The 21,765-nt window shown below is 70.4% G+C and carries 25 protein-coding genes; 9 read left to right on the top strand and 16 right to left on the bottom strand.

What is annotated here, in order from left to right; translation table 11 throughout:
• Positions 1-19: 19 nt before the first annotated feature.
• Genes MUY22_RS13580 through MUY22_RS13570 form a run of 3 tightly spaced genes read right to left on the bottom strand, consistent with a single transcriptional unit; the run spans position 20 to position 1,584 of the window.
• Positions 20-469, bottom strand: coding sequence for a GNAT family N-acetyltransferase (locus MUY22_RS13580; RefSeq protein ID WP_247059968.1), 450 nt, complete (start codon positions 467-469; stop codon positions 20-22).
• A 1-nt stretch (position 470) separates the two neighbouring features.
• Positions 471-923 carry a hypothetical protein gene (locus MUY22_RS13575; RefSeq protein ID WP_247059966.1) on the bottom strand — a complete coding sequence of 151 codons (453 nt, stop codon included), beginning with the start codon at positions 921-923 and terminating at the stop codon, positions 471-473.
• Between the two features lie 34 nt (positions 924-957).
• Positions 958-1,584, bottom strand: coding sequence for a glycosyltransferase family 29 protein (locus MUY22_RS13570; protein WP_247063861.1), 627 nt, complete (start codon positions 1,582-1,584; stop codon positions 958-960).
• 143 nt (positions 1,585-1,727) lie between these two features.
• Here MUY22_RS13570 and MUY22_RS13565 point away from each other — a divergent pair, with 143 nt between their 5' ends.
• Genes MUY22_RS13565 through MUY22_RS13555 form a run of 3 tightly spaced genes read left to right on the top strand, consistent with a single transcriptional unit; the run spans position 1,728 to position 4,408 of the window.
• Positions 1,728-2,681 (top strand): ABC transporter permease, encoded by a 954-nt coding sequence (locus MUY22_RS13565; RefSeq protein ID WP_247059964.1) that lies wholly within the window; start codon positions 1,728-1,730, stop codon positions 2,679-2,681.
• A 3-nt stretch (positions 2,682-2,684) separates the two neighbouring features.
• Positions 2,685-3,500 carry an ABC transporter ATP-binding protein gene (locus MUY22_RS13560; RefSeq protein ID WP_247059962.1) on the top strand — a complete coding sequence of 272 codons (816 nt, stop codon included), beginning with the start codon at positions 2,685-2,687 and terminating at the stop codon, positions 3,498-3,500.
• On the top strand, positions 3,500-4,408 hold the full coding sequence (locus tag MUY22_RS13555) for a glycosyltransferase (protein WP_247059961.1): 909 nt from the start codon (positions 3,500-3,502) through the stop codon (positions 4,406-4,408). Before MUY22_RS13560 ends, MUY22_RS13555 begins: the two co-directional genes overlap by 1 nt.
• 4 nt (positions 4,409-4,412) lie before the next feature.
• Here MUY22_RS13555 and MUY22_RS13550 read toward each other — a convergent pair whose 3' ends face one another.
• The 9 genes from MUY22_RS13550 to MUY22_RS13510 all read right to left on the bottom strand — a co-directional run bounded on the left by MUY22_RS13550 (position 4,413) and on the right by MUY22_RS13510 (position 11,989).
• A complete protein-coding gene (locus tag MUY22_RS13550; protein ID WP_247059959.1) occupies positions 4,413-5,381 on the bottom strand; it encodes a hypothetical protein in 969 nt (322 codons plus the stop codon).
• Complete coding sequence (locus tag MUY22_RS13545; RefSeq protein WP_247059957.1) at positions 5,371-5,784, bottom strand: hypothetical protein; 414 nt, start codon at positions 5,782-5,784, stop codon at positions 5,371-5,373. Before MUY22_RS13545 ends, MUY22_RS13550 begins: the two co-directional genes overlap by 11 nt.
• Positions 5,777-7,105 carry a hypothetical protein gene (locus tag MUY22_RS13540; protein WP_247059955.1) on the bottom strand — a complete coding sequence of 443 codons (1,329 nt, stop codon included), beginning with the start codon at positions 7,103-7,105 and terminating at the stop codon, positions 5,777-5,779. Before MUY22_RS13540 ends, MUY22_RS13545 begins: the two co-directional genes overlap by 8 nt.
• Positions 7,105-7,923 carry a WXG100 family type VII secretion target gene (locus MUY22_RS13535; protein WP_247059952.1) on the bottom strand — a complete coding sequence of 273 codons (819 nt, stop codon included), beginning with the start codon at positions 7,921-7,923 and terminating at the stop codon, positions 7,105-7,107. The genes MUY22_RS13540 and MUY22_RS13535 overlap by 1 nt, the downstream gene beginning before the upstream one ends.
• A 13-nt stretch (positions 7,924-7,936) precedes the next feature.
• Positions 7,937-8,434 (bottom strand): YbaB/EbfC family nucleoid-associated protein, encoded by a 498-nt coding sequence (locus MUY22_RS13530; protein WP_247059950.1) that lies wholly within the window; start codon positions 8,432-8,434, stop codon positions 7,937-7,939.
• A 103-nt stretch (positions 8,435-8,537) separates the two neighbouring features.
• Positions 8,538-10,055, bottom strand: coding sequence for a hypothetical protein (locus MUY22_RS13525; RefSeq protein ID WP_247059948.1), 1,518 nt, complete (start codon positions 10,053-10,055; stop codon positions 8,538-8,540).
• A gap of 9 nt (positions 10,056-10,064) precedes the next feature.
• Positions 10,065-10,640: a DUF3558 family protein gene (locus MUY22_RS13520; protein WP_247059946.1), complete on the bottom strand. Its 576-nt coding sequence runs from the start codon at positions 10,638-10,640 to the stop codon at positions 10,065-10,067.
• A gap of 4 nt (positions 10,641-10,644) precedes the next feature.
• Positions 10,645-11,094, bottom strand: coding sequence for a hypothetical protein (locus MUY22_RS13515; protein ID WP_247059944.1), 450 nt, complete (start codon positions 11,092-11,094; stop codon positions 10,645-10,647).
• Positions 11,095-11,224: 130 nt separating this feature from the next.
• Positions 11,225-11,989, bottom strand: a complete 765-nt coding sequence (locus MUY22_RS13510) for an ESX secretion-associated protein EspG (RefSeq protein WP_247059943.1) — start codon at positions 11,987-11,989, stop codon at positions 11,225-11,227.
• A 141-nt stretch (positions 11,990-12,130) separates the two neighbouring features.
• Here MUY22_RS13510 and MUY22_RS13505 point away from each other — a divergent pair, with 141 nt between their 5' ends.
• Positions 12,131-12,376, top strand: coding sequence for a hypothetical protein (locus MUY22_RS13505; protein ID WP_247059942.1), 246 nt, complete (start codon positions 12,131-12,133; stop codon positions 12,374-12,376).
• A gap of 53 nt (positions 12,377-12,429) precedes the next feature.
• Here the strand turns inward: MUY22_RS13505 and MUY22_RS13500 are convergent, their stop codons facing one another.
• Together MUY22_RS13500 and MUY22_RS13495 are read right to left on the bottom strand one after the other, a co-directional pair.
• Positions 12,430-14,349 (bottom strand): glycosyltransferase, encoded by a 1,920-nt coding sequence (locus tag MUY22_RS13500; RefSeq protein WP_247059941.1) that lies wholly within the window; start codon positions 14,347-14,349, stop codon positions 12,430-12,432.
• A gap of 8 nt (positions 14,350-14,357) precedes the next feature.
• Complete coding sequence (locus MUY22_RS13495; protein WP_247059940.1) at positions 14,358-14,828, bottom strand: GtrA family protein; 471 nt, start codon at positions 14,826-14,828, stop codon at positions 14,358-14,360.
• 125 nt (positions 14,829-14,953) lie between these two features.
• Between MUY22_RS13495 and MUY22_RS13490 the strand changes: the two genes are divergently transcribed.
• The 5 genes from MUY22_RS13490 (at position 14,954) to MUY22_RS13470 (ending at position 18,963) form a co-directional block, all read left to right on the top strand.
• Positions 14,954-16,324, top strand: coding sequence for an FAD-binding oxidoreductase (locus MUY22_RS13490; protein ID WP_247059938.1), 1,371 nt, complete (start codon positions 14,954-14,956; stop codon positions 16,322-16,324).
• Complete coding sequence (locus MUY22_RS13485; protein WP_247059937.1) at positions 16,321-17,076, top strand: decaprenylphospho-beta-D-erythro-pentofuranosid-2-ulose 2-reductase; 756 nt, start codon at positions 16,321-16,323, stop codon at positions 17,074-17,076. Before MUY22_RS13490 ends, MUY22_RS13485 begins: the two co-directional genes overlap by 4 nt.
• Before the next feature lie 101 nt (positions 17,077-17,177).
• Positions 17,178-17,798 (top strand): VC0807 family protein, encoded by a 621-nt coding sequence (locus tag MUY22_RS13480; protein WP_247059936.1) that lies wholly within the window; start codon positions 17,178-17,180, stop codon positions 17,796-17,798.
• 50 nt (positions 17,799-17,848) lie between these two features.
• Complete coding sequence (locus tag MUY22_RS13475; RefSeq protein ID WP_247059935.1) at positions 17,849-18,460, top strand: VC0807 family protein; 612 nt, start codon at positions 17,849-17,851, stop codon at positions 18,458-18,460.
• Positions 18,457-18,963 carry a YceI family protein gene (locus MUY22_RS13470; RefSeq protein ID WP_247059934.1) on the top strand — a complete coding sequence of 169 codons (507 nt, stop codon included), beginning with the start codon at positions 18,457-18,459 and terminating at the stop codon, positions 18,961-18,963. Before MUY22_RS13475 ends, MUY22_RS13470 begins: the two co-directional genes overlap by 4 nt.
• 149 nt (positions 18,964-19,112) lie before the next feature.
• Here MUY22_RS13470 and MUY22_RS13465 read toward each other — a convergent pair whose 3' ends face one another.
• Together MUY22_RS13465 and MUY22_RS13460 are read right to left on the bottom strand one after the other, a co-directional pair.
• Positions 19,113-20,630, bottom strand: a complete 1,518-nt coding sequence (locus MUY22_RS13465; RefSeq protein ID WP_247059933.1) for a hypothetical protein — start codon at positions 20,628-20,630, stop codon at positions 19,113-19,115.
• A 102-nt stretch (positions 20,631-20,732) separates the two neighbouring features.
• Positions 20,733-21,269 carry a hypothetical protein gene (locus tag MUY22_RS13460; protein WP_247059932.1) on the bottom strand — a complete coding sequence of 179 codons (537 nt, stop codon included), beginning with the start codon at positions 21,267-21,269 and terminating at the stop codon, positions 20,733-20,735.
• Positions 21,270-21,765 lie beyond the last annotated feature (496 nt).

Genomic DNA, 21,765 nt, shown 5'->3' with positions numbered 1-21,765 from the left:
CCCAGTGGAACGGGTCAGGTCACCTCAGAGTCTTGCGCAGCTGCCGGAAGCCGTTGACGGCAGGCGCGGCTTCGGCGTACCCGGCGTGCTCGAAGAGCTTCGCCGAAGCGGCGTTGTCCTGGTGGACGGCGGCCAGCACGACCCGGACGTCGAGCCGCTCGCGCAGCGCCCGCTCCCCCTCGGCGAGCACCGCCCCGGACAGCCCGCGGCCCCGGCTCGCCGGGGCGAGCGTGATGCTGACCTCCCAGCCGCCGGCACGCCGGTCGAACCGGACGGTGCCGACCGGGGCGCCTTCGTGCTCGACGACGAGCAGCAGCCGCTCGTCGTCCGTGAGCACCCCGCGCAGCCAGCCGGTGTGCTCGGCCAGGGAGACCACCGCCGTCGACCGGGACGACTGCCGCGTGCGCGGGTCGTTGCGCCAGCTCAGCAGCAGCTCGGCGTCGGCTTCGGTGGCCTCCCGGGCGCGCAAGCTACTGCGCGACCGGCTGCTGCTGCTCGACCTGGTCCTCGACGCGGTCCTCGAGACGGCGCAGCCGGTCTTCGTAGCGGGAGATGCCGGCCAGCCGGGCGCGGATCTGCGCGTGCTGGCGCTGGATCTCCTCGATCAGCGTGCGGGCCTCGGCGAGCTGCGGGGTGTCGGTGTTCGGGACCAGGGAGATCGACTCGCGCAGCGTCTCCAGCCGGCCTTCCTGGGCGGCGACGTGCGGGATCAGCCGGTCCAGCTCGGCGCGGGCCCAGCCCAGATCGCCGCGGGCCTGGTCGAGGTTGTGCTCGGCGTTGTCGAGCCGGCGCCGGTGGTCGGCGGTCGCGTGCTCGAGGTTGTTGACCCGGTCGGCGAGCCCGCGGGTGCGCTCGTCCACGCGGAAGTCGACGACGCGGACGATCCGGTCGATCAGGCCTCTGCCGAGTTTCTGCACTGCCATGGGTGTTCCTTTGCGTGGGGTGGGGACGCGCGGTTCAGCGCAGGAGAGTGGTGTCACCGGTCTTGGTCCAGGAGTCCAGCAGCCGCCCTTCGGCGGCGATCTGGTGCTCCGGGCCCACGATGCAGGAGTCGCCCGCGGCGTGCTCCCACGACGTCTGCTCCGGGTTGTCGATGAACGAGAACCCGGTGAGCACGAGCTGCGCGCCCGGGAACGACGTCCGCGCGATCCAGGCGGCCAGGGTGCCGGTGGTCGACCACGTCGGCTCGTCGCGCGTGGGCAGCCCCAGCGCGTCCGAGAGGGGCAGCACGACCTCGCGGTTCGGCACCTGGACCGCGCCCAGGTCCTCGGGCCACCAGCCCGGCAGGTCCTCCGGCTCCCAGTGCAGCCGGCCGGGCTCGACCAGCAGGTAGAGCCGCTTGCGGTAGTCCTGGAAGACGTACGGCGTCGCGCGGATCGCGCGGTTGAACACCACCACGTGCGTCCGGGAGCCCACGACCTCCTCGCCGGGCTTGTCGACGACGAAGCCGTTGACCCGGATGACCAGGTCGCAGGCGTCGATCGCCTTGGCCCGCTGGGGGTCGGGCGGGAGCGGCTGGTTGCCGACGACGGCGACCGAACGCGGGTCGGGCCGGTCGGCGTACGCCGCGAGCAGGTTGACCATCAAGCTCGCCGCGTCGAGAGCAGCAGTCATAAGCCGAGAAAGTACCAGCACGCAGCACCCGGGCAGGCGCATAGCGGCCAGAACGTCTACCACAGCGACGGGGTGGCCAGGACGCCGCTCATCCCATCGGTACCCTCGTCCACGTGCATGCCACCAGCACGGTTCAGGCCGCGGACTCACCCGTAGCGACGTCGGCACCGCCGAGGTCGGACAGCAAGACGTTCTCGCGCGCCATAGCCGACATCAAGGCCGGTTTCTCCGCCCGCGAGCTGTGGGGTCACCTCGGCTGGCAGGACATCAAGCAGCGCTACCGCCGGTCGGTGATCGGGCCCTTCTGGATCACGATCAGCCAGGCGGTCATCGCGCTCGGGCTCGGGCTGCTGTACTCGCAGCTGTTCCACTCGCCCATCGAGGTGTTCCTGCCCTACCTGAGCACCGGCTTCATCCTCTGGGGCTTCATCAGCGGGTGCCTGGCCGAGGGCATGGAGACGTTCATCGCCAACGAGGGGATGATCAAGCAGCTCCCGGCGCCGCTGAGCGTCTACATGCTGCGCACCGTGTGGCGCCAGACGCTGCTGCTCGCGCACAACATGATCGTCTACGTCGTCATCCTCGTGATCTTCTTCGGCGCGCTGGACAACCGGTACTCGCTCGGTTCGGCGGACGGCCTCTGCCACGCGGACCTGTACTGCCACCCGGGCCTGAGCTGGAACATCCTGCTCGCGATCCCCGGTTTCGTCCTGCTGGCGCTGAACGCGGGCTGGGTGACGCTGCTGCTGGGCATCATCTCGACCCGCTTCCGCGACATCCCGCAGGTCATCAACTCGCTGATCCAGCTGCTGTTCTACGGCACGCCGATCGTGTGGCCGGTCGACCAGCTGCTCGGCGGCGGGGCTCGCGCGAGCATCTCGTGGGTGCTGCCGATCATCCAGCTGAACCCGCTGTACCACTTCATGCAGGTGGTCCGCGCCCCGCTGCTCGGCCAGTCGTTCACGGCGGGCAACTGGATCGTGGTCGGCTCCATCACCATCGTCGGCTGGGCGCTCGCGCTCGTCGCGATGCGCAATTACCGTGCCCGCGTCTCCTACTGGGTGTGACACATGGTCTCCATTGACGTACAGAACGCCTTCGTCGACTTCCCGATCTTCGACGCGAAGACCCGGTCGATGAAGAAACGCGTCCTCGGCAAGGTCGGCGGCAAGATCGGCACCGACACCAAGGTGCCGATCATCGAGGCCCTCCACGACGTGACCCTCAACCTCCGCGAGGGCGACCGGGTCGGCCTGGTCGGCCACAACGGCGCGGGCAAGTCCACGCTGCTGCGGCTGCTCGCCGGGATCTACGAGCCCACCCGCGGCTCGTCGCGGATCACCGGCAAGATCGCGCCGGTCTTCGACCTCGGCATCGGCATGGACCCGGAGATCTCCGGCGAAGAGAACATCATCATCCGCGGCCTCTTCCTCGGGATGACGGCCAAGGAGATGGAGAAGCGGGTCGACGACATCGCCGAGTTCACCGAACTCGGCGACTACCTGCAGATGCCGCTGCGGACGTACTCCACGGGCATGCGCGTGCGGCTGGCGCTCGGCGTCGTCACCTCGATCGACCCCGAGATCCTGATCCTCGACGAGGGCATCGGCGCGGTCGACGCGGCTTTCCTCAACAAGGCGCGCGACCGCCTCAAGGACCTGGTGAAGCGCTCGGGCATCCTGGTGTTCGCCAGCCACTCGGACGAGTTCCTGTTCGAGCTGTGCGACTCGGCCCTCTGGATGGACGAGGGGCACCTCAAGCAGCAGGGGTCGCTGCGGGACGTCCTCACCGGGTACAAGGGCCGCGACCCGTTCATGGACATGAGCCAGGAAACGCTGCAGCGCCTGGGCATCGAGCCGGTGGCGACGACGAACGGCGGGGAATGATGGCCAGCGAGACCCAGCAGCTGCCCGACGGCGCGGTCGTCGGCGTGGTCGTCACGCGGCACCGGCGCGAGCTGCTCGCGGACTCGCTGAAGGTCATCGCGGCCCAGACCCGTCCGGTCGACCACCTGGTCGTCGTCGACAACGGGCCGGACAACTCGGCCCGCGAGGTCGTCGAGAACTACCCGCTGCCCTGCACGTACCTGCCGTCGCACCGGAACCTCGGCGGCGCCGGCGGGTTCGCGCTGGGCATGCTGCACGCGCTCTCGCTGGGCGCGGAGTGGGTCTGGCTGGCCGACGACGACGGCCGTCCGGCCGACGAGAACGTGCTGGCGATCCTGCTGGAGGAAGCGGAAAAGCGGGGCCTGGCCGAGATTTCCCCGGTGGTGTCGAACATCGACGCGCCGGACAAGCTCGCGTTCCCGCTGCGCCGCGGCCTGACGTGGAAGCGGTCGCAGTCCGAGCTGGGCGTCGACTTCCTACCGGGCATCGCGTCCCTGATGAACGGCGCCCTGTTCCGGGCGTCCACTTTGGACGTCGTCGGCGTGCCGGACCTGCGCCTGTTCTTCCGCGGCGACGAGGTCGAGCTGCACCGGCGGCTCGCCCGCTCGGGCCTGCCGTTCGGCACGTCGCTCAAGACGAAGTACCTGCACCCGGACGGCTCCGACGAGTTCAAGCCGATGCTGGGCGGCAAGTTCCACGCCCAGGACCCGGAGAACGAGGTCAAGCGGTACTACACGTACCGCAACCGCGGCTACCTGCTGTCCCAGCCGGGAATGCGCAAGATCGGCGCGCTGGAGGTGCTCCGCTTCGGCCTGTACTTCGTGGGCGTGAAGCGCGACCCGAAGGCGTTCCTGGCGTGGCTGAAGCTGGTCCGCCAGGGCCGGGCGGAGAAGTTCTACCGCTACTAGCTTTTCAGCCGCGGTACGCGCCTTCGATCGGCACCGGCTCGGCTTCGGTCCGGACGTCGGTGAGCTCGGCGGCCGGCACGGTCTGCCGCCAGACGCGGTAGTCCACCTCGACGAGCCCGAGATCGCGGGCGAGCAGGAAGTCCTCGTCGACCAGGTGCAGGTCGGCATTGTCCCGCCCGCGGCCGAGGACCTCGAAGGTGCCGCCGCGCCACCGGCACAGCGTCCGCACGAACGTCAGGTCGTCCAGTTCGACCTGCTCGACGACCTTCATCCGGAAGCCGTAGGTCTCGGTGAAGTCGGCCGGCGCGGCCGCACCCGGCAACGGGTGCAGCACGACCCGGCCCGCACCGGCGAACTCGGCGTCGAAGTCGCCCCCGCGGTACCGGGCGGTGTAGCCGCGGCGCACCAGCGGCGGTAGCGGTACGGGCGGTGGGAAGAACGCGGCTTCGCCGAAACCGTCCTTCTGGTCGGGGATCCAGCCGACCTTCCGGCTGTGGTACTGCGCCAGCCGCACGTCGCCTTCGTCGCGGCGGACGACCAGTTCCGCGCCGGCCGGGATCTCGACGAGCCGCAGGACGTACTCGGGCAGCGGGTGGTCGACCCCGGGGAAGTACCCGGTCCCGAGGAACGGCGGCGGGTACACCCGCGCCACCCCCAGCTCGGCCGCGATCTCCCGGTCCGACGAGCCGTAGGAGGTGCGGAACGGAAAGGTGTGGCCGGCCGCGAACTTGAGCAGGTAGAGGGCGTCGAGCGAGCCCCAGCCGGGGATCTTGGCCAGCCCGTAGTTCCGGAGAGCGGTGGCCGCGTCGAGCTCGGCGACGTCCTCCGCGCGTCCGGCGAACCCCTGGATCCGGTGCGGCTCGAAGCGCCCGGGGACGATAACGTTCCCCAGGTAGAGCCCGACGAGCCCGGGCTTGACCGGCAGCTGGACGACGGTGCCGCCCGCGAGACCGGCGGGAGCGTCAGGACTCACGGGATTCACGCTCTTCCTGCTCTTTCCGCCACGGTCCGAGGAGGTCCGTACGGACCTCGTGGATGTCGGCTACCTTGTCTTTCGGCGTGACCGCGATGAACGTGTACATGTCCTGCCGTTGGAACTGCACGTCCGGGTGAGCTTCCGGCTCGGCCCAGACTCGTGCCGCCCACTGACCGTCGCCGGCCATGTAGAACAGCGAGTAGCAGCCGTCGCGCTCGTCCACCACCTCGAACTCGTGCTCGAGGAAGGTGCCCCGGGTGCGGACCGAGTACCACTCGTCGAGGTCCGCGATCGGCACCTCGGCCACCTGGGCATCACCTTCGTAGAGCGCCAGCCGGCCGGGCGGCCGACCGGAGGCCTCGTACGTCCTGCCCTGGTGCACGGCATAACTGTCAGGCACCGGATCCTCCTCGACCGCGAACGTCGAACCAACCGCGCTTCTCCAGGTAGACACCGGCCAGGGATTCCGTCCCGTCCGCGTGCACCAGCCACATCTCACCACGCCCCGCGTAGCCGCGTGGGGCGTGCATCCACTCCGGCACACCGCCGCCGGTGTAGCCGGTTCCGAGGAACGGCGGCTTCAGCTCACGGGGTCCCTGCTGTCCGGACAGCGATTGCATCTCGTGGGCCGTCACCGGATCCGTGCCGCCGTAGCTGATCTCCATGGCCTTGCTTTCGTCCAACGCGGGGAAGCGCAGCTGGTAAGCCTCACCGGCGCCCGCCTTGATCGGGGTCCACCCGGCCCCTTCGTCGTCGAGTGCGAGCCTGTCCCGGAATTCCTGAGGAGTCCCGTACTGCGCACTGTCGCTGCCGCGGGCGATCGACCCGGCCACTGAGGTGGGGTAATTGGTCTCAGTCGCCCCGGAGTGGCGATCGACGTATGTGGTCTGGTTGGCGAGCGTGGCCTCGCCGATCTCCGGCTTCACGACCTTCGTCATGAGCTCGCCCGGGTTGGCCTTCAGTTCGTTGCGCACCGCCACGATTTCGGCGCGTTGGGCATGGGTGAGGTCCGTGACCGGTTGCAGGGTCATCGCCAGGTGGCGGTCCGGGTCGTAGCCCAACCTGCTTGCCGCGCCGCGGATCTGGTCGTCCGTGGACGTCGGGCGCGTCTGCATCGAGTCGCGGGTGTACTGGCCGCGCAGCTCGTCGTCGGTGGCGTGGTGGCCCTGGTTGTTGTGCATGCCGCCGGGGTCGTCCGGCGGGTGGGGCGGGTTCGCGCCGGGCGGCGGGGTTCCGCCGCCGCCCGAACCGGCCGCCGCGGTCTTCTCCGTGGGCGCGTCGACGCGCTTGCCGGCCGCGGTCATCGTGTCCGCCGCGTTCGCCTCGGTGGTCTGGTAGTGCTCGCGGACCGCCTTGGTGCGGGTGCCGGCGTCCTCGACCGCCTTGCCCGCGCGGGTGACGTGCTCCTTGGCCGCCGAGACGGTGGTGTTGAGCGTGCCGGTCATCGTGGACCCGACCAGGCCCATCGACTGGGCGCCGAAGTTCGCGCCGGAGACGGTCCGGCCGACCGCGTGCACCTTGTCCTTCGTCCGGCCGAGGTGGCCCTCCATGGTGCCCAGGGACTCCGTGTGCAGGGCGTACCCGCCGCCGTGGCCGCCACCCGCCGCCGGACGTGGCTCGGCCGGGTGCGGGCTCGACGTCTCGTGGTGCGCCGGCGAGACGTCCGGGGTGTGGTGCGGCGTGCTCGTGTGGTGCGGAGTGCTGGTGTGGTGGGTCGCCATCACGCCTCCGCCGGCTGCTGGGTGTCGTACGGCTTGGCGGCCTGGTACGCGCCCATCGCGAGCCCGCCGACCGTGGAGAACCGGTCGAGGCCCGTGGTGAGCTTCTCCATGGCTTCGAGGAGCTTGGCCAGCCGGCCGCCCTGGCGCCCGAAGCCTTCGAGGAGCTTGCTGATCTTGCCGGCGATCTTCGACGCCGTCGCCGCGGCGCGGGCCGACGCGACCCCGCAGAACGCGGCGATCGAGCCGCCGAAGGTGCACACCGCCGAGGCGGCCGCGATCAGCGCGTCCCGGATCAGCTCGGCGATCACCGACGAGATCAGCCCGAAGACGATGCCGCGCAACGTCGTGACGAGCATGCCGGAGATGCCGGCCACCGCGGCGGTCCCGTCGAGCGTCTTGCCGAGCGACTCCAGCTCCTCGGCCATCTTCGTGAGGCTGTCGCGGTAGGCGTCGGCGGCCTGGCCGGTCCATTCGGCGACGCTGCGCAGGTCGTCCCGGTGTTCCTGGGCGAGCGTGTGCATCTCGGCCGCGGCGGACTTGAGCTGGTCGACGTTCGCGTTGATCTCGTCGGGGTTGCCGAGCAGGGCGTCCAGCGGCTCGCGCAGGAAGCTGATGTGCTCCAGCAGCCAGCCGACGCCGGCGTTGAGGACGGCGCCGAGCGGGTCGATGGCGGCGCCGACGGTGTCGACGACCGCGCCGGCCGCGCTGATGGAGACGTCGAGGACGCGTTGGCCCTCGGACTCCGAGTCGGCGGTGACGGAGTCGACGAGCCCGGCGTAGGTGTCGAAGACACCGGCCCCGGAAGTGGCGGTGGTCATGTCCGAAGTCCCCTCAGTCGCGGCGCATGATCGCGGAGCCGCCGAAGTCGTCATCGTCGTCGCGCGGCGGGCGCGTCGGACGGCGTGGCGGTGGCGGTGGCGTTTCCGGCTCTTCGTGCTGCCAGAGCCGTCGTTCGCGGATCGGCTCGGGCGCCGGTGGCTCCTCGGGTTCCGCCGGCGGGACGTAGCCGGTGACCATGTGCATGGCCTCGGAGTCCCCGCCCAGCGGCGCGAACGCGGCCGCGACGTTGACCGCGGCGTCGCGCTGCGCCTTGCGGGCGAGCTTGAGGATCTCCTCGGCGAGCTTGGCCCCGGACTTGCCCGCGATCGCGGAGTCGGTGAGCCGCAGGTCGGTCAGCGAACCGTTGGGCGCGACCCCGACGTGGATCGTCCCGTCGGGCGAAGTGACGGTCGTGCCGGCGGCTTCGAGCCCGACGCGGAACTCTTCGGCCTTCTCGCGGACGTCGGCGATCTTCGTCTCGAAGTTCGCCAGCCATTCCTCAGGTGTCATCCCGGCCTCCCCGCAGTCCGACGCGCGGGGAAGGTTACTGGTTCCGTGACCAGCGTGGACGCGAAAACGCCCCGCACCAGGTGCGGGGCGTTTCGTGTCGCTGTTATTCGCCGATGACCGGCGGAGCCGTGCGCATGTCGGTGCCGAAGACCTCGTCGGGGTCACCCTCGACCAGGTACGTCGGGCGCGAGTGCTCCGTGTCCTCGTCGCCCTCGCCCTTCTGGCCGCGGCCCATGCCGCCCGCGCCCATCCCGCCGCGGCCCGCCGCGCCGCTGCCCGAGCCGAGGCCACCCATGCCGCGCCCCGCGGCCGCTTCGGCCGCGCCGATGCCACCCGGCCGGGCCGCACCCGAGGCGGCGCCCGCGCCGGTCGAGCTGCCGGCGCCGGCGCCGCCGGGACCGAAACCGGAACCGCCGCGGCCACCGCCACTGCCGCCCGCGCCGCCACCGAGCTTGGAGTTGTAGGCCTCGTCTCCGCCGAAGCCGCCCATACCACCGCCGCCCATCGGCATCGGGCTCATCGGCATGCCACCCATGGACGTGTTCGGGTTGCCGGCCGACCCGGTGGGCACCCCGCCGGGCTGGAACCCGGACGGCGTGGTCGTGCCGGCGGGCAGGATCCCGGCACCGGTGGTCGAGCCGGGCCCGGAGAAGTGCGGCGTGACGTTGGCGCCGGGGGTGTTGCCGCCCGGGACGTTGCCACTGGTGAAGTTGCTGCTGCCGCCCGGCGTGTTCACGGAGCTGGAGCCGGGCACGTTGACACTCGACGGGTTGTTGATCCCGCCCTTGTCATCGCCCCCGTTGGGGTCACCGCTGCCACCCCCGGTGCTGAAGCTGGGCGGCGGCGCGAAGGCGGGCTGCTTCGACGCGGCCTCGTAGAGGTTCTTGTCGTAGGTCGACATCACGCTGGCGGCCTGGTCGTGCGCCGCCTGGCTGTCCTTCTGCTTCTGCAACGACTTGTCGACGTTGTCCGGCAGGCTGAACGGGTTGGACGTCGCCCAGTTCTTCATCTCGTCGGTCCAGCTGAACGGGATGGGGGCGGGCATCGAGTTCTTGGCCGTGGAAGCGGCTTGGCCCTGGTCGTAGATGGTCTCCGAGGCCAGCTTCGCGTTCTGCGAGTTGGCGTCGGACCACTTGCCGAGGCTGGTGAAGTAGGACTGCGCGTTCTCGGCCGCGCCGCCTTCCCACGTGCCCTTGGACGCGTTCACCGCGGTGTTCATCGACGTGGAGAACTTGTCGAAGACCTTGCCGACCTCGTGGTACGCGGTCGAGACGTCGGAAACCTGATCGACGTTCAAGTTGCTCTGCAGGTACGCCTGGAGCTGCGCGTGGTCGCTGCCCTTGTAGTCCGCGTTCGGGGCGTTCAGGCCGGCGACGTAGTCGACGTCACGGCCTTTGGTGGCCTCCGCGACGTTCTTGTCCCCGAGTTCCTGGGACTGGTTCTTGGCCTTCTCCTGCGCGATCCACTGCTGAAGAGGCCCGAAGAGCCAGTTGCCGGGGTCTACACCCTCGTCGGCCTTCTGCTGCAGGTAGGCGTCCCGCTCGGCGGGCGCCATGTCCTGGACCTGCTGCGGCGTCTTGTCCGGCGTCTTCGGCGCCGGAGGCTGCTGTCGCGTGCTCATCTGGGTCCCCTATCCCTTCGGCAACCGCGGTTCGACAGCGGCCTTGGCCACCGCCTCGGCGATCTGGCAAGCCTCGTCCGACGAGTCGACCGCTGTGACCGCCACGTCCACTCGCGACGAATCGCCGACGGCCAGTCCGAGCGTGCACCCCGGAGCGGCTCCATCAGGCGCTTCCTTCGCACGACGGCCGTTGACGTCCTTGTCGGTCACCCCGCGGCCGGTGTCCCGCACCTGGTCGACCGACGCGTCATCGCGGACGTTCGTGCCGATCACCATGCCCTTGTCACTCGCCGACGCGATCTTCTTCTGGTAGCTGCACGATCTGGCGCTGCCGAGCGTCTTGTTCACCGGAGCGTTGAACTCGCCGTAGCTGCCCAGATCGCCCACCTCGAGGAGCGAGCAAGGGTCGGTGATCGACTCGGTTCCGCCGCCGGAAGAGGACGAAGAGGTCTCCGGTGCTCCGGAATCGGTGGCCGAAGGTGTCTGGGCGGGCGACGCGGTCCCGCCCTGGGTGCTGGTGCACCCGGCCAGCAATGCCCCGCCGACCGCGAGCGGAAGAACAACACGAACGAACAGTTTTGTCATTACCTCAGGCCTGACCGGTCCGGAGTGAGGAGAAGGCTTGGTTCTCCGTTTCCTTGTACAGGCCAGCCGCCCGGGCGAGCGCCTCGTCGGCCTGCGTGGCGACCTGCTTGAGCTGGTCCAGCACGGCCCTTGCCGAACCCTCGGCGTCAGTGGCGCTCTTCTGGTCGTGTGACGCGATGGTCTGGCCGTACGGGTGGCTGCCCAGCTGCGGCGCCTGGTCGAGGGCTTGGACCTGGAAGCCCAACGCGTCGAGGTCGTTGACCAGCTCGGTCAGCGCGTCCCGGATCGGCTTGACGCCTTCGGGGGTGATCTTGAAGCCGCCGCTCTTCGCGGCGTCGACCAGCTTCTGGGTCTCCGCCGTGACGCTCTTCACGGCTTCGCTCATGCTGCCCGAGGAGAGCGGGTTGACTATGTCCGCGAACGAGCCGCCTCCGCCGCCGTCGGCTATCAACATCGCTATTCCACCCCGTATCGCTTCGCCCGTGCGTGTGCACCCGGGAGTCTACTAGCCGGGTACCCTGCGCAACTGCCGTTCACCGATCTTCACCTGTGACGCGTGGCCGCCGCCGGAGGTTCCGCAGGGGTCAGAACTGGCCTTCGAGCTGGGCGTACAGCTGCTGGGCCAGGCGGGCGTTGTCGGCGGGGGCGTAGGTGATCCAGCGCTGGCCGTCGTCGGATCGGCGGGAGGACATCAGCCAGCGGCCCTGCTCCGTGTCGAACCAGGCCAGCGGGGGGAACGTGCCGCCGCGGGTCTGGGCGGTGAACTGGCCGATGCGCTTCTTCGGCTCCTGGAAGACGCGCTCGATCATCCGGACCTGCGGACCGCCGGCGCCGCTGTGCGAGCGCGGGCCGCTGACGCCGGCGAAGGGGTCGTACGCGTCGTCGCGACGCTGCTGGCGGGGCTGCTCGGCCGGGCGGGAGATGGTGACCGACTGGCCGGGCGCGGCCGGGGTCAGCGGCAGCAGGTCGACGATCGCCGGGACGATGCCCGTCGGGCGGACCTCCTCGAAGACGATGAGGTTCTCGTCCTGCTTCGCGAGCACGGCGAACTGGCCGTCGGAGGCGACGCGGGCGAAGAGCTGCTTGCCGCCCAGCTCGGCGACCGCGCTGATGGTCAGGCTGCCGCGGACGAACGTGGCCAGCGCCAGTTCGGCGTCCGCGTCGAGGCGGCCACGCTGCCACAGCCCACGCCCGGTGAGGTCGCGGACGACGGCGTCGCGGATCATCCCCCGCTGCTCGACGGTCGTGCCGACGTGCGGGACCTCGAACGGCGTCGGCGCGCGGCCGAGACCGAGGCGTTCGACCAGGATGTCCACCGCCGCCAGCGACAGCGAGAACGTGTGTGGCATCGCTTGCATCTCCCCCGCGGGTTTCAGATCTCCGGGAAACGGTAGTCCACCGCACGCGATGACCGCAGCCGGACGCCGAAGCCGCTGCGCCCTCAGCGAACTCGCTTGCCGCGCGAAGATCGCCGCTGGTCCGATGGGTGCATGGCTGACCAGAAACCCGCACTCGTGCTGCACCTCGCCACCGGCGGCGAGCCGCTGCTGTTCGCACTGACCGCCGAAGAATCCGGGAAGCTGGCGGGCAAGCTCCCCCAGCTGGTGAAGTCCGCCGCGGTGGACACGGTGACCACCAAGGACGACGCCGAGGTGACGATCAACTTCGCCCACGTCGCCGCCGCCTACATCGACGACCTCAACCGGAAGACCACCATCTTCGGCATGCACACCTGACGCACGAAGGCCGCCTCACGACGCATCGTGAGACGGCCTTCGGGACACCTGGATCAGAGCTTGTACAGGCGCTTCCAGTTCTCACGCGAGGTGAGTTCCGGCATGGCGCGCTTGTACTGCTCCTGCACTCCCGCGCCTTCCTTGCGCAGCCGCTGGACGACCTTCGCGCCGCGCTTGGCCAGGTCGAACATCTTGACCTTGTCGTAGGAGCGGACGCGGACGCCTTCCTGGTTCGCGTCGGTGACGACCGCCGTGTCGAACAGGGCGATGTGCCACCAGTTCGCCTCGTCGATCGGCACCGCGCCGAGCCCGAAGCGGCTACGGCCGAGCACCCGGTCGAGCACGCGCTTGATCAGCACCAGGCGCTGCATGCTGGGCCGCGGCGCGCTGTTGATGATGCCGATGTCGTTCGACGCGATCCCCGGGACGTCGGTGGCCTTGTGGCGCTTGGTCTCCGGGTACTGGTCCCGGATCCGGCGGATCTCCTTCATCGCCTCCACACCACCGTCGCGCAGGACCTCAGGGCCTTCGAGGAAGTCCTCCACCGCCTTGATCAACGTCGCCGACAGCCCGTACTGCATCCCGAGCAGGTACCGCACCAGCTGCGCGAGCAGGACACGGGAGAGCAGGTTCAGGTTGAACGGGGAGTGCAGGGCGGCGGTGATGATGGAGTTGCGCAGGTTGAAGTAGCGGTGCCACTCGTCCCAGTCCTTCATGTGGAAGTCCGCGTGCCACACCCCCGCACCCGGCAGCGTCACCGTCGGGAAACCGTGCGCCCGGGCCCGGTAGGAGTACTCGGCGTCGTCCCACTGGAAGAAGAACGGCATCGGATACCCGGTGGCCTGCACCACCTCATAGGGGATCAGGCAGGACCACCAGCCGTTGTAGCCGGCGTCGAGACGGCGTTCCTGCCGGTTCGGCTTCAACGTCTCCTCGTCCACCCCGAGCAGGTCCGCGGTGGTCAGCGAGTGCTCGACCGGCTGACCGGGTTCGAGGGTGTTCAACCTCGCGTATTCGGCGCCGACGTGGAGCTGGTTGGGGTGGAACAGGTTCAGCATCTGCCCGCCGACGATGATCGGGTTGGCGGCGCGGTTGGAGAACGCCGTCATCCGGATCACCAGGTCCGGCTCCAAAAGGACGTCGTCGTCCATGAACAGGACGTTGGCGTGGGCGGTGGCGGTGTGCCCGGCGACCTCGTAGAGCCCGCGGGTGAACCCGCCGGCGCCCCCGAGGTTGGGCTGCTTGATGTAGTGCAGCTTCTCCCCGAGGTCCTTCACGACCTGGTCGAACCCGTCGCGGGATTCGACCAGGTCGGTGCCCTGGTCGGCGACGTAGATCGCGTCGAGGGTGTCCAGCGACGACACGTCGGCGGCGAGGGCCTGCAGGTTCTTCAGGCAGTCATCCGCGCGGTTCATGGTGCAGATGGTGACCGCGGTCGGGCGGATCGTGTCGGGGGCTTCGACGGTCCAGCGGACCTGCTCCACCCGCAGGGTCTGGCCGCCTTCGGTTTCCAGGTCCAGCCACAGCGCGCCACCGTCGTAGAACTTGTCCAGCTTCCCGGTGAGGGCGACCTTGTGCTGCTTGACGTCGGTGACCTGCTCGGCCTCGATGACCCGCGGCTCACCTTCGACGTCGGAAGCACCCATCGACAGCAGCCCGGTGCCGGTGACGACCGCCTCGACCGACACCTCGGTGACGGTCGTCCAGCGCTGCCAGTAGGAGGCCGGGAACCGCCCGAAGTACGTGTTGCCCGACACCTTGGAGGCGGGCTCGAGGCTGATCGCCGCACGCTCCCGCACGGCCGAGCCCCACTCGAGCTCGGCGTAGAGGTCCTTGCTGACGATCGGCGCCGGGCCGGCGTAGAGCCCGCGCTGCGCCGTCAGGCGACCCTGCGGAGTGTGCTCGGTGAACCGCGTCTCGGCGGCCGCGCCGGCAGTGGTGGTCGGCGCCGGGGTAGCTGTTTTACCGGGCATGAAGTTCCTCAGTTCTCCTCAGTCGACGGCTCGCGGAAGACGACCCACTTGAGCATCACGAAATTGATCACGGTGGCGGTGGCCTGCGACACGGCCCAGCACAGGGTGTGCTGCCACGCGGACTCCGGCAGCACCTGCAGCATCAGCTGGTTCACCCCGACCGCGACGAAGAACGTCACGGTGTAGAGCAGGACGAACGAGCCGACCTGCGTCTTCCCGTCACGCCGCCCGCCGGAGAAGGTGAACTTGCGGTTCAGGAAGAACGCCGTGGTCGTGCCCACGATGAAACTGATAGCGCGCGCGATGTCGACCCACGGTGAAGCGGCCATCCCGGCCACCTGGGTCAGCAACGTGTACGTACCCAGGTCGATCAGGGCGCAGAAGCCACCGATCAGGGCGAAGCGGATCAGCTGCCCGAGCAGTCCGATGGAGGACGGCTGCGCAGCTGCGATGTCGGCTTGCGGATCGGTCGCCACCACTGCATTACCTCGTTGCCTGAGTCATGGTCACCCGCGCGGGCGCTTGTGCCTTGATGCGCAAAGTGTAGAAGCGAGCACTTCAGGGTCACGTTCCGGGCATCGTTCGGCGTGGCTACCCTGGTCGGGTGACCCCAGGACTCGACACACAGCGTCGCACGCTCACGGGCTGGGCGCGGACGGCACCGACCACCGCCGACGTGCTGAGCACCGCAGACGTCGAAGTCATCGCGCGGGCCGTGACCCAGGCCGGCGAACGCGGTGTCATCGCCCGCGGGCTCGGCCGCTCCTACGGCGACCCGGCGCAGAACGCGGGCGGCCTCGTCATCGACATGACGGCCCTGAACCGGATCCACTCGATCGACCCGGACAGCGCGCTCGTCGACCTCGACGCCGGCGTGAGCCTGGACCAGCTGATGCGCGAGGCGCTGCCGTACGGCCTGTGGGTCCCGGTGCTGCCGGGCACGCGCCAGGTGACGATCGGCGGCGCGATCGCCAACGACATCCACGGCAAGAACCACCACAGCGCGGGCAGCTTCGGCAACCACGTCGTGTCGATGGACCTGGTGACCGCGGACGGCAAGGTCCGCACGCTGACGCCGGAAGGCCCGGACGCCGAGCTGTTCTGGGCGACCGTGGCGGGCATCGGCCTGACCGGGATCATCGTCCGGGCCAAGATCCGGATGACCAAGACGGAGACGGCGTACTTCCTCGCCGACAACGAGCGCACGAACAACCTCGACGAGACGCTCGAGCTGGTCAGCAACGGCTCCGACGACAAGTACACGTACTCCTCGGCGTGGTTCGACACGATCTCCACCGGTTCGAAGCTGGGCCGCGCCGCCTTCGGCCGCGGCTCGCTCGCCAAGCTCGACGAACTGCCGCCGAAGCTGCGCGCGAACCCGCTGAAGTTCGACGCTCCGCAGCTCGCGACGCTGCCGGACGTCTTCCCGAACGGGCTGGCGAACAAGCTGACCTTCGGCACGATCGGCGAGCTGTACTACCGGAAGACGCCGAAGGAAGCCCACGGCGTCATCCAGAACCTGACCGCCTTCTACCACCCGCTGGACATGTTCGGCGAGTGGAACCGGGCCTACGGCTCCAAGGGTTTCCTGCAGTACCAGTTCTCGACGCCGCTGGGCGCGGCCGAGCCACTGCGGAAGATCGTCAAGAAGATCGCCGAGTCGGGGCACGTCTCCTTCCTCAACGTGTTCAAGCGGATGGGTGAGGGCAACGCGGCGCCGCTGTCGTTCCCGCACCCCGGCTGGATGGTCTGCGTCGACTTCCCGATCAAGGACGGGCTCAGCCGGTTCTGCCAGGAGCTCGACGACGACGTTCTCGAACTCGGCGGGCGGTTGTACACCGCGAAGGACTCGCGCACCTCGCCCGAGACGTTCGCGAAGATGTACCCGCGGCTCGAAGAGTGGCGCAAGGTTCGCGCCGCCGTGGACCCCGAAGGCGTTTTCGCCTCTGACATGAGCCGGAGGCTCGCACTGTGATCGACGCCGTTGGCAACCCCCAGTCCCTGCTGCTGCTCGGCGGCACCTCCGACATCGCACTGGCGATCGCGGAGAAGTACCTGGCCGAGAAGCCGCTGCGGGTCGTGCTCGCGGCCCGGCCCTCGCCGCGGCTCGACGCGGCCGCGCAGCGCCTGAAGGACAAGGGCGCCGAGGTCGCGACCGTCGACTTCGACGCGAAGGACCTGGCGTCACACCCGGGCGTGCTGGACAAGGCGTTCGAAGGCGGCGACATCGACGTCGCGGTCGTGGCGTTCGGCCTGCTCGGCGACGCCGAGGAGCTGTGGCAGGACCACGCGAAGGCCGTCGAGCTGGCGACCGTGAACTACTCGGCCGCGGTGTCGGTCGGCGTCGCGCTGTCGGAGAAGCTCAAGGTCCAGGGCCACGGCACGGTGATCGCGCTGTCGTCGGTGGCCGGTGAGCGCGTCCGGCGGTCCAACTTCGTCTACGGCTCGACCAAGGCCGGTTTCGACGGCTTCTACCTGGGCCTCGGCGAGGCCCTCGCGCCGCACGGCGCGAAGGTGACCGTCGTCCGCCCCGGGCACGTCAAGACGAAGATGACCGAGGGCATGAAGGACGCCCCGCTGGCGCAGACCGCCGAGCAGGTCGCCGACATCGCCGTGTCGGCCGCGCGCGCCGGCAAGGACCTGGTGTGGGCGCCGGCGCCGTTCCGGCTGGTGATGTCGGCGCTGCGGCACGTCCCGCGGCCGATCTTCCGCAAGCTCCCCATCTGAGATCTCTACTGGGGCCTCCACCCGCGGGTGGAGCCGGATTTCCATCCGCGCCCGACCCGTGAGCCGATGTGTCGTGACGGCGGTCGAAACAGACTGTCGTCATGACGAACACCTCGAGTGACCGCGCCCGGCTGACGATGCTCCTGCGCGACGTCGCGCTCCCGATGGCCCTGTTCTACGTCCTGCGCTCCTTCGACGTCGACGCGCTGTGGGCGCTGCTGGTCAGCGCGCTGCCGCCGGCGATCCGCTCCGGCTACGTCCTGGCGCGGCACCGCCGGATGGACCCGATCGGCGCGTTCGTGCTGGCCGTGCTCGTGGTCAACGGCGCGGTGGCGCTGATCTCCGGCGACCCGCGGCTGCTGCTGGTCCGCAGCGCCTGGGTCGGGCTGCTGCTGGGCGGGCTGATGCTGGGGAGCCTGGTCGTCGGACGGCGGCCGTTCCTGTTCCGGGCGATCTGCACGCTCCAGCCGGCCCGCGCCGCCGAACTCGAGGCCGGCTGGGCCGCCGACGAGGGCGTCCGGCAGCAGTGGCGCACGGTGACCCTCGGGTGGGGCGTGGGCGGCGTGCTGCTGGGCTGTGCCGTCGTGCTGATGGCGTTCACGCTGCCGGTCGACGTCGTGCCGTTCCTCGACACCGCGCTGACCGTCGGCTGCCTGCTGCTCGGCGTGAAGCTCACCCGGAAGCGGTTGATCCCCGGCATCAACCGGACGGTGGATGCGTAGGAGCCAGGTCGACGATGGCTCCGGCCCGGCCCGGCCGCGAGGCTCGGGGCATGGGGAAATCGCTCGTCGCGCTGTTCTGCGACATCGCCGCGCCGGTCGGCGGGTACTACCTGCTGCGGGCGTTCGACGTCGCGCCGATCTGGGCGCTGGCGTTCAGCGGCCTCCCGCCGGCACTGCGGATGCTGTACCTGGCGCTGCGGTACCGGCGGGTCGACGGCATGGGCTTGTTCGTGCTGTTCGTCGTCGCGATCGGGCTGGTGACGTCGCTGCTGACCGGCGACGCGCGGCTGCAGCTGGTCCGGAGCGCGTGGTTCAGCATCCTGTTCAGCGTCTGGATGCTGGCGAGCCTGTGGGTGGGCCGCCGCCCGACGACGTACCAGGCCGTGCTGGCGCTGGTGCCGCACCGCGCCGACACGCTGGAGGCGCGGTGGGCGGACACGCCGTCCTTCCGCCGGGTCTGGCGCGTGCTGACGGTGGTCTGGGGCGTCGGCGGGCTGGTGCACAGCGGGCTGAGCGTGGCGCTGGCGTACACGTTCCCGGTGGACAGCGTGCCCGGGCTCGATACGGTGCTGTCGATCGCGAGTTTCGTGGTGCTCCAGGTGGTCACCCAGGTGCTGCTCGCGCGGGAGGGCACGATGAACCGGATGTGGGCGCGCCGATGATCGAGATCCCGCCACCCGGCGAGTACCGGCTCGACCCGGCGCGGTGCCGGGTCGGCGTGTCCGGCACGCACCTGTTCGGCGTGTCGACGGTGACCGGCGAGTTCCCGCTGGCCGGCGGCACGGTGCTCGTCGGCGACCCGGTCACGGCGTCGCTGGTGACGGCGGAGATCGACGCGACGGGCCTCACGACCGGCGACCGCCTGCGCGACACCGAACTGCAGTCCCGCCGCTTCCTGCACGGCCACGAGCACCCACGGATCACGTTCACCGAGGGCCACCCACGCCAGGACGGCACGCGCTGGCTGCTGGACGGCATCGTGACGGTCCGCGGGACAGCGGGCCGAGTCCAGTGCGAGATCGACGCGGTCACGCTGACCCCGGACGGCTTCACGGCCCGCGCGGCAACGGTGGTCGACCGCTTCGCGTTCGGCCTCACGTACGGCAAACGCATGGGCGGCCGCGAGTTCACGCTCACCCTCGACGTCACCGCGCTGCGGAGCTGAACTCACGGAGCGGGCCCCACCCCCGCCCTCCTCCAGGGGGGCGTGCCCACGTCCAGTCTATCGGTGCCGGGCGGCGAAACCTGCTTCGAAGCCGCCGGCGGGCCGAGTTGTCCACATCAGACGTCGCCTGTGGACAACGCGCCGGCGGGTCAGCTTCCGGGGGCCGGCGCGGGCATCAGGTAGAGGTTCTGCCGGCCCATCCACGGCGAGTCGATGCGCCAGCTCGCCAGCGCCGTCGACGGCGGTGCGTGGCGCGTGGTCGCCAGGACCAGCTGCGGGCTGATCGGGGCGACGCTGTGGTCGAAGTTGTGGAAGTTGGCCTCGAGCAGCGCGCGGCCCAGCTCGCCGCTGCGGCGTTTCGTCTCGGCGATCGCCGGGTCGACCGCGCCGCGGTCGGAGAACTCGTCCACCAGCTCGCAGTCGCACGCGTACGCCAGCGCGCCGACCTCGCCCGCCGTCTCGACCGTGCGGCCGTGGGCGATCGCCGCCAGTTCCTGGCCGATCTCGCGGTACTCCGTCGTCGACGCGTGGTTGCTGGTGATCGGCGCGAACTGACGCGGGACACCCGGCAGCACGTACACCGCGACGCTCGCGGCGAGCACCGCGCCGGCGCCGGTCCACGCGGCCTGCTTCGCCCGGTGCGGCGCCGCCGTGACGCAGGCGCCCAGGAAGATCGTCGCGCCGATGATGCTCGGCGCGTAGTACCAGTGGTACGGCGGGACGCCGAGCTGGCTGTAGGCGAGGTAGTGCAACGCGCCCGCGACGGCGAGCATCGCGAACGGCGTCAGGCGGCGGGCCGTCGCCGAGCCGCGGCGGAGCTGGACCAGCCAGAGCAGCCCGGCCAGGCCGCCGAGCAGCAGCGGCAGGAACGACAGCGTGGCCGCGGCCGGGAAGTTGCGCCAGTAGAGGAGCGGGCCGTTGGTGAAGCTGAACGGGCCCCACGACTGCTGGCTGATCTTGATGACCAGCGTGTCCGGCACGGCCGAGCCGAGCACCAGCCAGCTGAAGCCGAACCACGGGAGCGTCACGGCGAGGGCGCCGAAGACCGTCCGCCAGATGCCGTCCCAGAACTCGCGGCGGGCCAGGAACACCACGAGCGCGATGAGCAGCAGGTCGATCCGGACGAGCGCGAGCAGCCCGATCACGAGCCCCAGCCGGCCCGGCCGGCGCTCCCCCGCGTAGACGAGCGTCCAGACGACGCCGGTGGCGCCGAGCGCCACCTCCAGGCCGACCGACGACAGCAGCAGCGGGTTGACCAGCAGCAAGGCGAACGTCAGAGGCGCGAACGCCGGCGGCAGGCCTACGCGCCCGGCCAGCCGGCGCAGCCCGAGCACGAGCCCCACCTGCGCGGCGACGAACACGATCCCGGCGGCCAGCACGGCGTCGCGGACGACGAACGTGACCGCGGCGAGGGCCAGCACGTTCAGCGGGGACGTCGCGGTGTTCGCCGTGCCCTGCTCGATCAGGCCCCAGTGCGCGTGGAAGGCGAGGTTCTTGGCGTAGGACAGCGTGATGTAGGTGTCATCGATCAGATGGCGACTGACCAGGGCGAACACCACGGCGGACGCCACCGCGGCACCCGCCGGGAGGATCCACGGACGGGTGGCGGGCCGGGCCACCGGCAGCGCACCGGTGGCCTCGTCGAGTTCTGCGGAGGCGCTTCGCATCACGAACACCGTACTCTGCTCGTGACGCGAACGTGATCTGACCGGTATCAAGTGACACCAGAGCCGTCACTTTCACGGCGAAAGTGACGGCTCTGAGGTGGGTCAGATACCGGCTCCGGAGCCGTTCGTGCCGTCGGTGCTGCCGGAGTTGCCGCCGTTGGGGTTGCCGGGATCAGGGTTGGTGTTGCCGGAGTTGCCGCCGCCGCGGTTGCCGAAGCCGCCGCGGCCGTCCGTGCCCGGGCCTGCGCCGGGGCCGGAGTACTGGCGGTGGATGCCCGGACGGCCGTCGCGGGGGCCGCCGCCGTGGCTCGTGGCCGCCGCGATCCCGCCGACGATGCCGCCGCCGATCAGGAGCCCTAGGATCCCGACGGCGACGAGCTGGGTGGCGCGGTGCCCGACGAACCGGCGGAGCCCGCCGGACTGCCGTGGTGCGGCCGCTGCGGGGGCGCCCCAGGCGCCGTAGCCCGGGCCGGGAGCGCCGTAGGCCTGCCCGGGGCCGGGCTGGTTGAGCTGCGGGGTGGGCGGGCCCTGCTGGCCGTGGGCGGCGGTCTGGTCGGCCGCCGAAGCAGCGCCGGGCTGGGCCGCGGCACTGGGCTGACCCGGAGCGGCGGACGGTGGCCCAGCGGAGGGCAGCGTCATGGTCGGCTGCCCGGATGACGGCTGTCCGGTGGCCGGTTGCCCAGCCGCCGGTTGCCCAGCCGCCGGTTGCCCAGCCGCCGGTTGCGCGGGCGGCTGCACGGCAGTCGGTTGCTCGGCTCCCGGCTGCCCGGCTGCAGGCGCGGCGGAGGACTGCACGGCAGTGGGCTGCTCGGCTGCCGGTTGCCCGGTCGCAGACGCGGCGGAGGGCTGCACAGCGGTCGGTTGCTCGGACCCCGGCTGCGCAGCAGAAGGCTGCGCGGCCGTGGCGGACGGCTGTGCGGCGGCGGGCTGCCCGGGCTGGGCCGTGGCCGGTTGCTCAGCCGCGCCGGCCTGGGCCGTGGGCTGTTCGGCGGCCGGTTGCTCCGCGCCCGCGTTCGGCGGGACCTGGTTCGGGTCGCGCGGCTGGTCGGTCATGGTCGCTCCTGTGGTCTACGGGGACGAGCGCGCTGCCCGCCCCCACCACCTCAGGGTGACCCCGTCAGCTGTGCTGAACCTG

Origin of the sequence: Amycolatopsis sp. WQ 127309 (assembly GCF_023023025.1) — a bacterium.
Lineage (GTDB): Bacteria > Actinomycetota > Actinomycetes > Mycobacteriales > Pseudonocardiaceae > Amycolatopsis.
Note: the sequence above shows the minus strand (reverse complement) of the source record. Positions and strands in the feature narration are given on the sequence as shown.

Coding starts and splice junctions, on each gene's coding strand:
- MUY22_RS13530 (WP_247059950.1), bottom strand. CDS start 8,434: ATGACACCTGAGGAATGGCTGGCGAACTTCGAGACGAAGATCGCCGAC.
- MUY22_RS13510 (WP_247059943.1), bottom strand. CDS start 11,989: ATGCCACACACGTTCTCGCTGTCGCTGGCGGCGGTGGACATCCTGGTC.
- MUY22_RS13540 (WP_247059955.1), bottom strand. CDS start 7,105: ATGGCGACCCACCACACCAGCACTCCGCACCACACGAGCACGCCGCAC.
- MUY22_RS13560 (WP_247059962.1), top strand. CDS start 2,685: ATGGTCTCCATTGACGTACAGAACGCCTTCGTCGACTTCCCGATCTTC.
- MUY22_RS13535 (WP_247059952.1), bottom strand. CDS start 7,923: ATGACCACCGCCACTTCCGGGGCCGGTGTCTTCGACACCTACGCCGGG.
- MUY22_RS13470 (WP_247059934.1), top strand. CDS start 18,457: ATGATCGAGATCCCGCCACCCGGCGAGTACCGGCTCGACCCGGCGCGG.
- MUY22_RS13465 (WP_247059933.1), bottom strand. CDS start 20,630: ATGCGAAGCGCCTCCGCAGAACTCGACGAGGCCACCGGTGCGCTGCCG.
- MUY22_RS13515 (WP_247059944.1), bottom strand. CDS start 11,094: ATGTTGATAGCCGACGGCGGCGGAGGCGGCTCGTTCGCGGACATAGTC.
- MUY22_RS13460 (WP_247059932.1), bottom strand. CDS start 21,269: ATGACGCTGCCCTCCGCTGGGCCACCGTCCGCCGCTCCGGGTCAGCCC.
- MUY22_RS13520 (WP_247059946.1), bottom strand. CDS start 10,640: ATGACAAAACTGTTCGTTCGTGTTGTTCTTCCGCTCGCGGTCGGCGGG.
- MUY22_RS13555 (WP_247059961.1), top strand. CDS start 3,500: ATGGCCAGCGAGACCCAGCAGCTGCCCGACGGCGCGGTCGTCGGCGTG.
- MUY22_RS13475 (WP_247059935.1), top strand. CDS start 17,849: ATGGGGAAATCGCTCGTCGCGCTGTTCTGCGACATCGCCGCGCCGGTC.
- MUY22_RS13480 (WP_247059936.1), top strand. CDS start 17,178: ATGACGAACACCTCGAGTGACCGCGCCCGGCTGACGATGCTCCTGCGC.
- MUY22_RS13525 (WP_247059948.1), bottom strand. CDS start 10,055: ATGAGCACGCGACAGCAGCCTCCGGCGCCGAAGACGCCGGACAAGACG.
- MUY22_RS13575 (WP_247059966.1), bottom strand. CDS start 923: ATGGCAGTGCAGAAACTCGGCAGAGGCCTGATCGACCGGATCGTCCGC.
- MUY22_RS13505 (WP_247059942.1), top strand. CDS start 12,131: ATGGCTGACCAGAAACCCGCACTCGTGCTGCACCTCGCCACCGGCGGC.
- MUY22_RS13500 (WP_247059941.1), bottom strand. CDS start 14,349: ATGCCCGGTAAAACAGCTACCCCGGCGCCGACCACCACTGCCGGCGCG.
- MUY22_RS13570 (WP_247063861.1), bottom strand. CDS start 1,584: ATGGTCAACCTGCTCGCGGCGTACGCCGACCGGCCCGACCCGCGTTCG.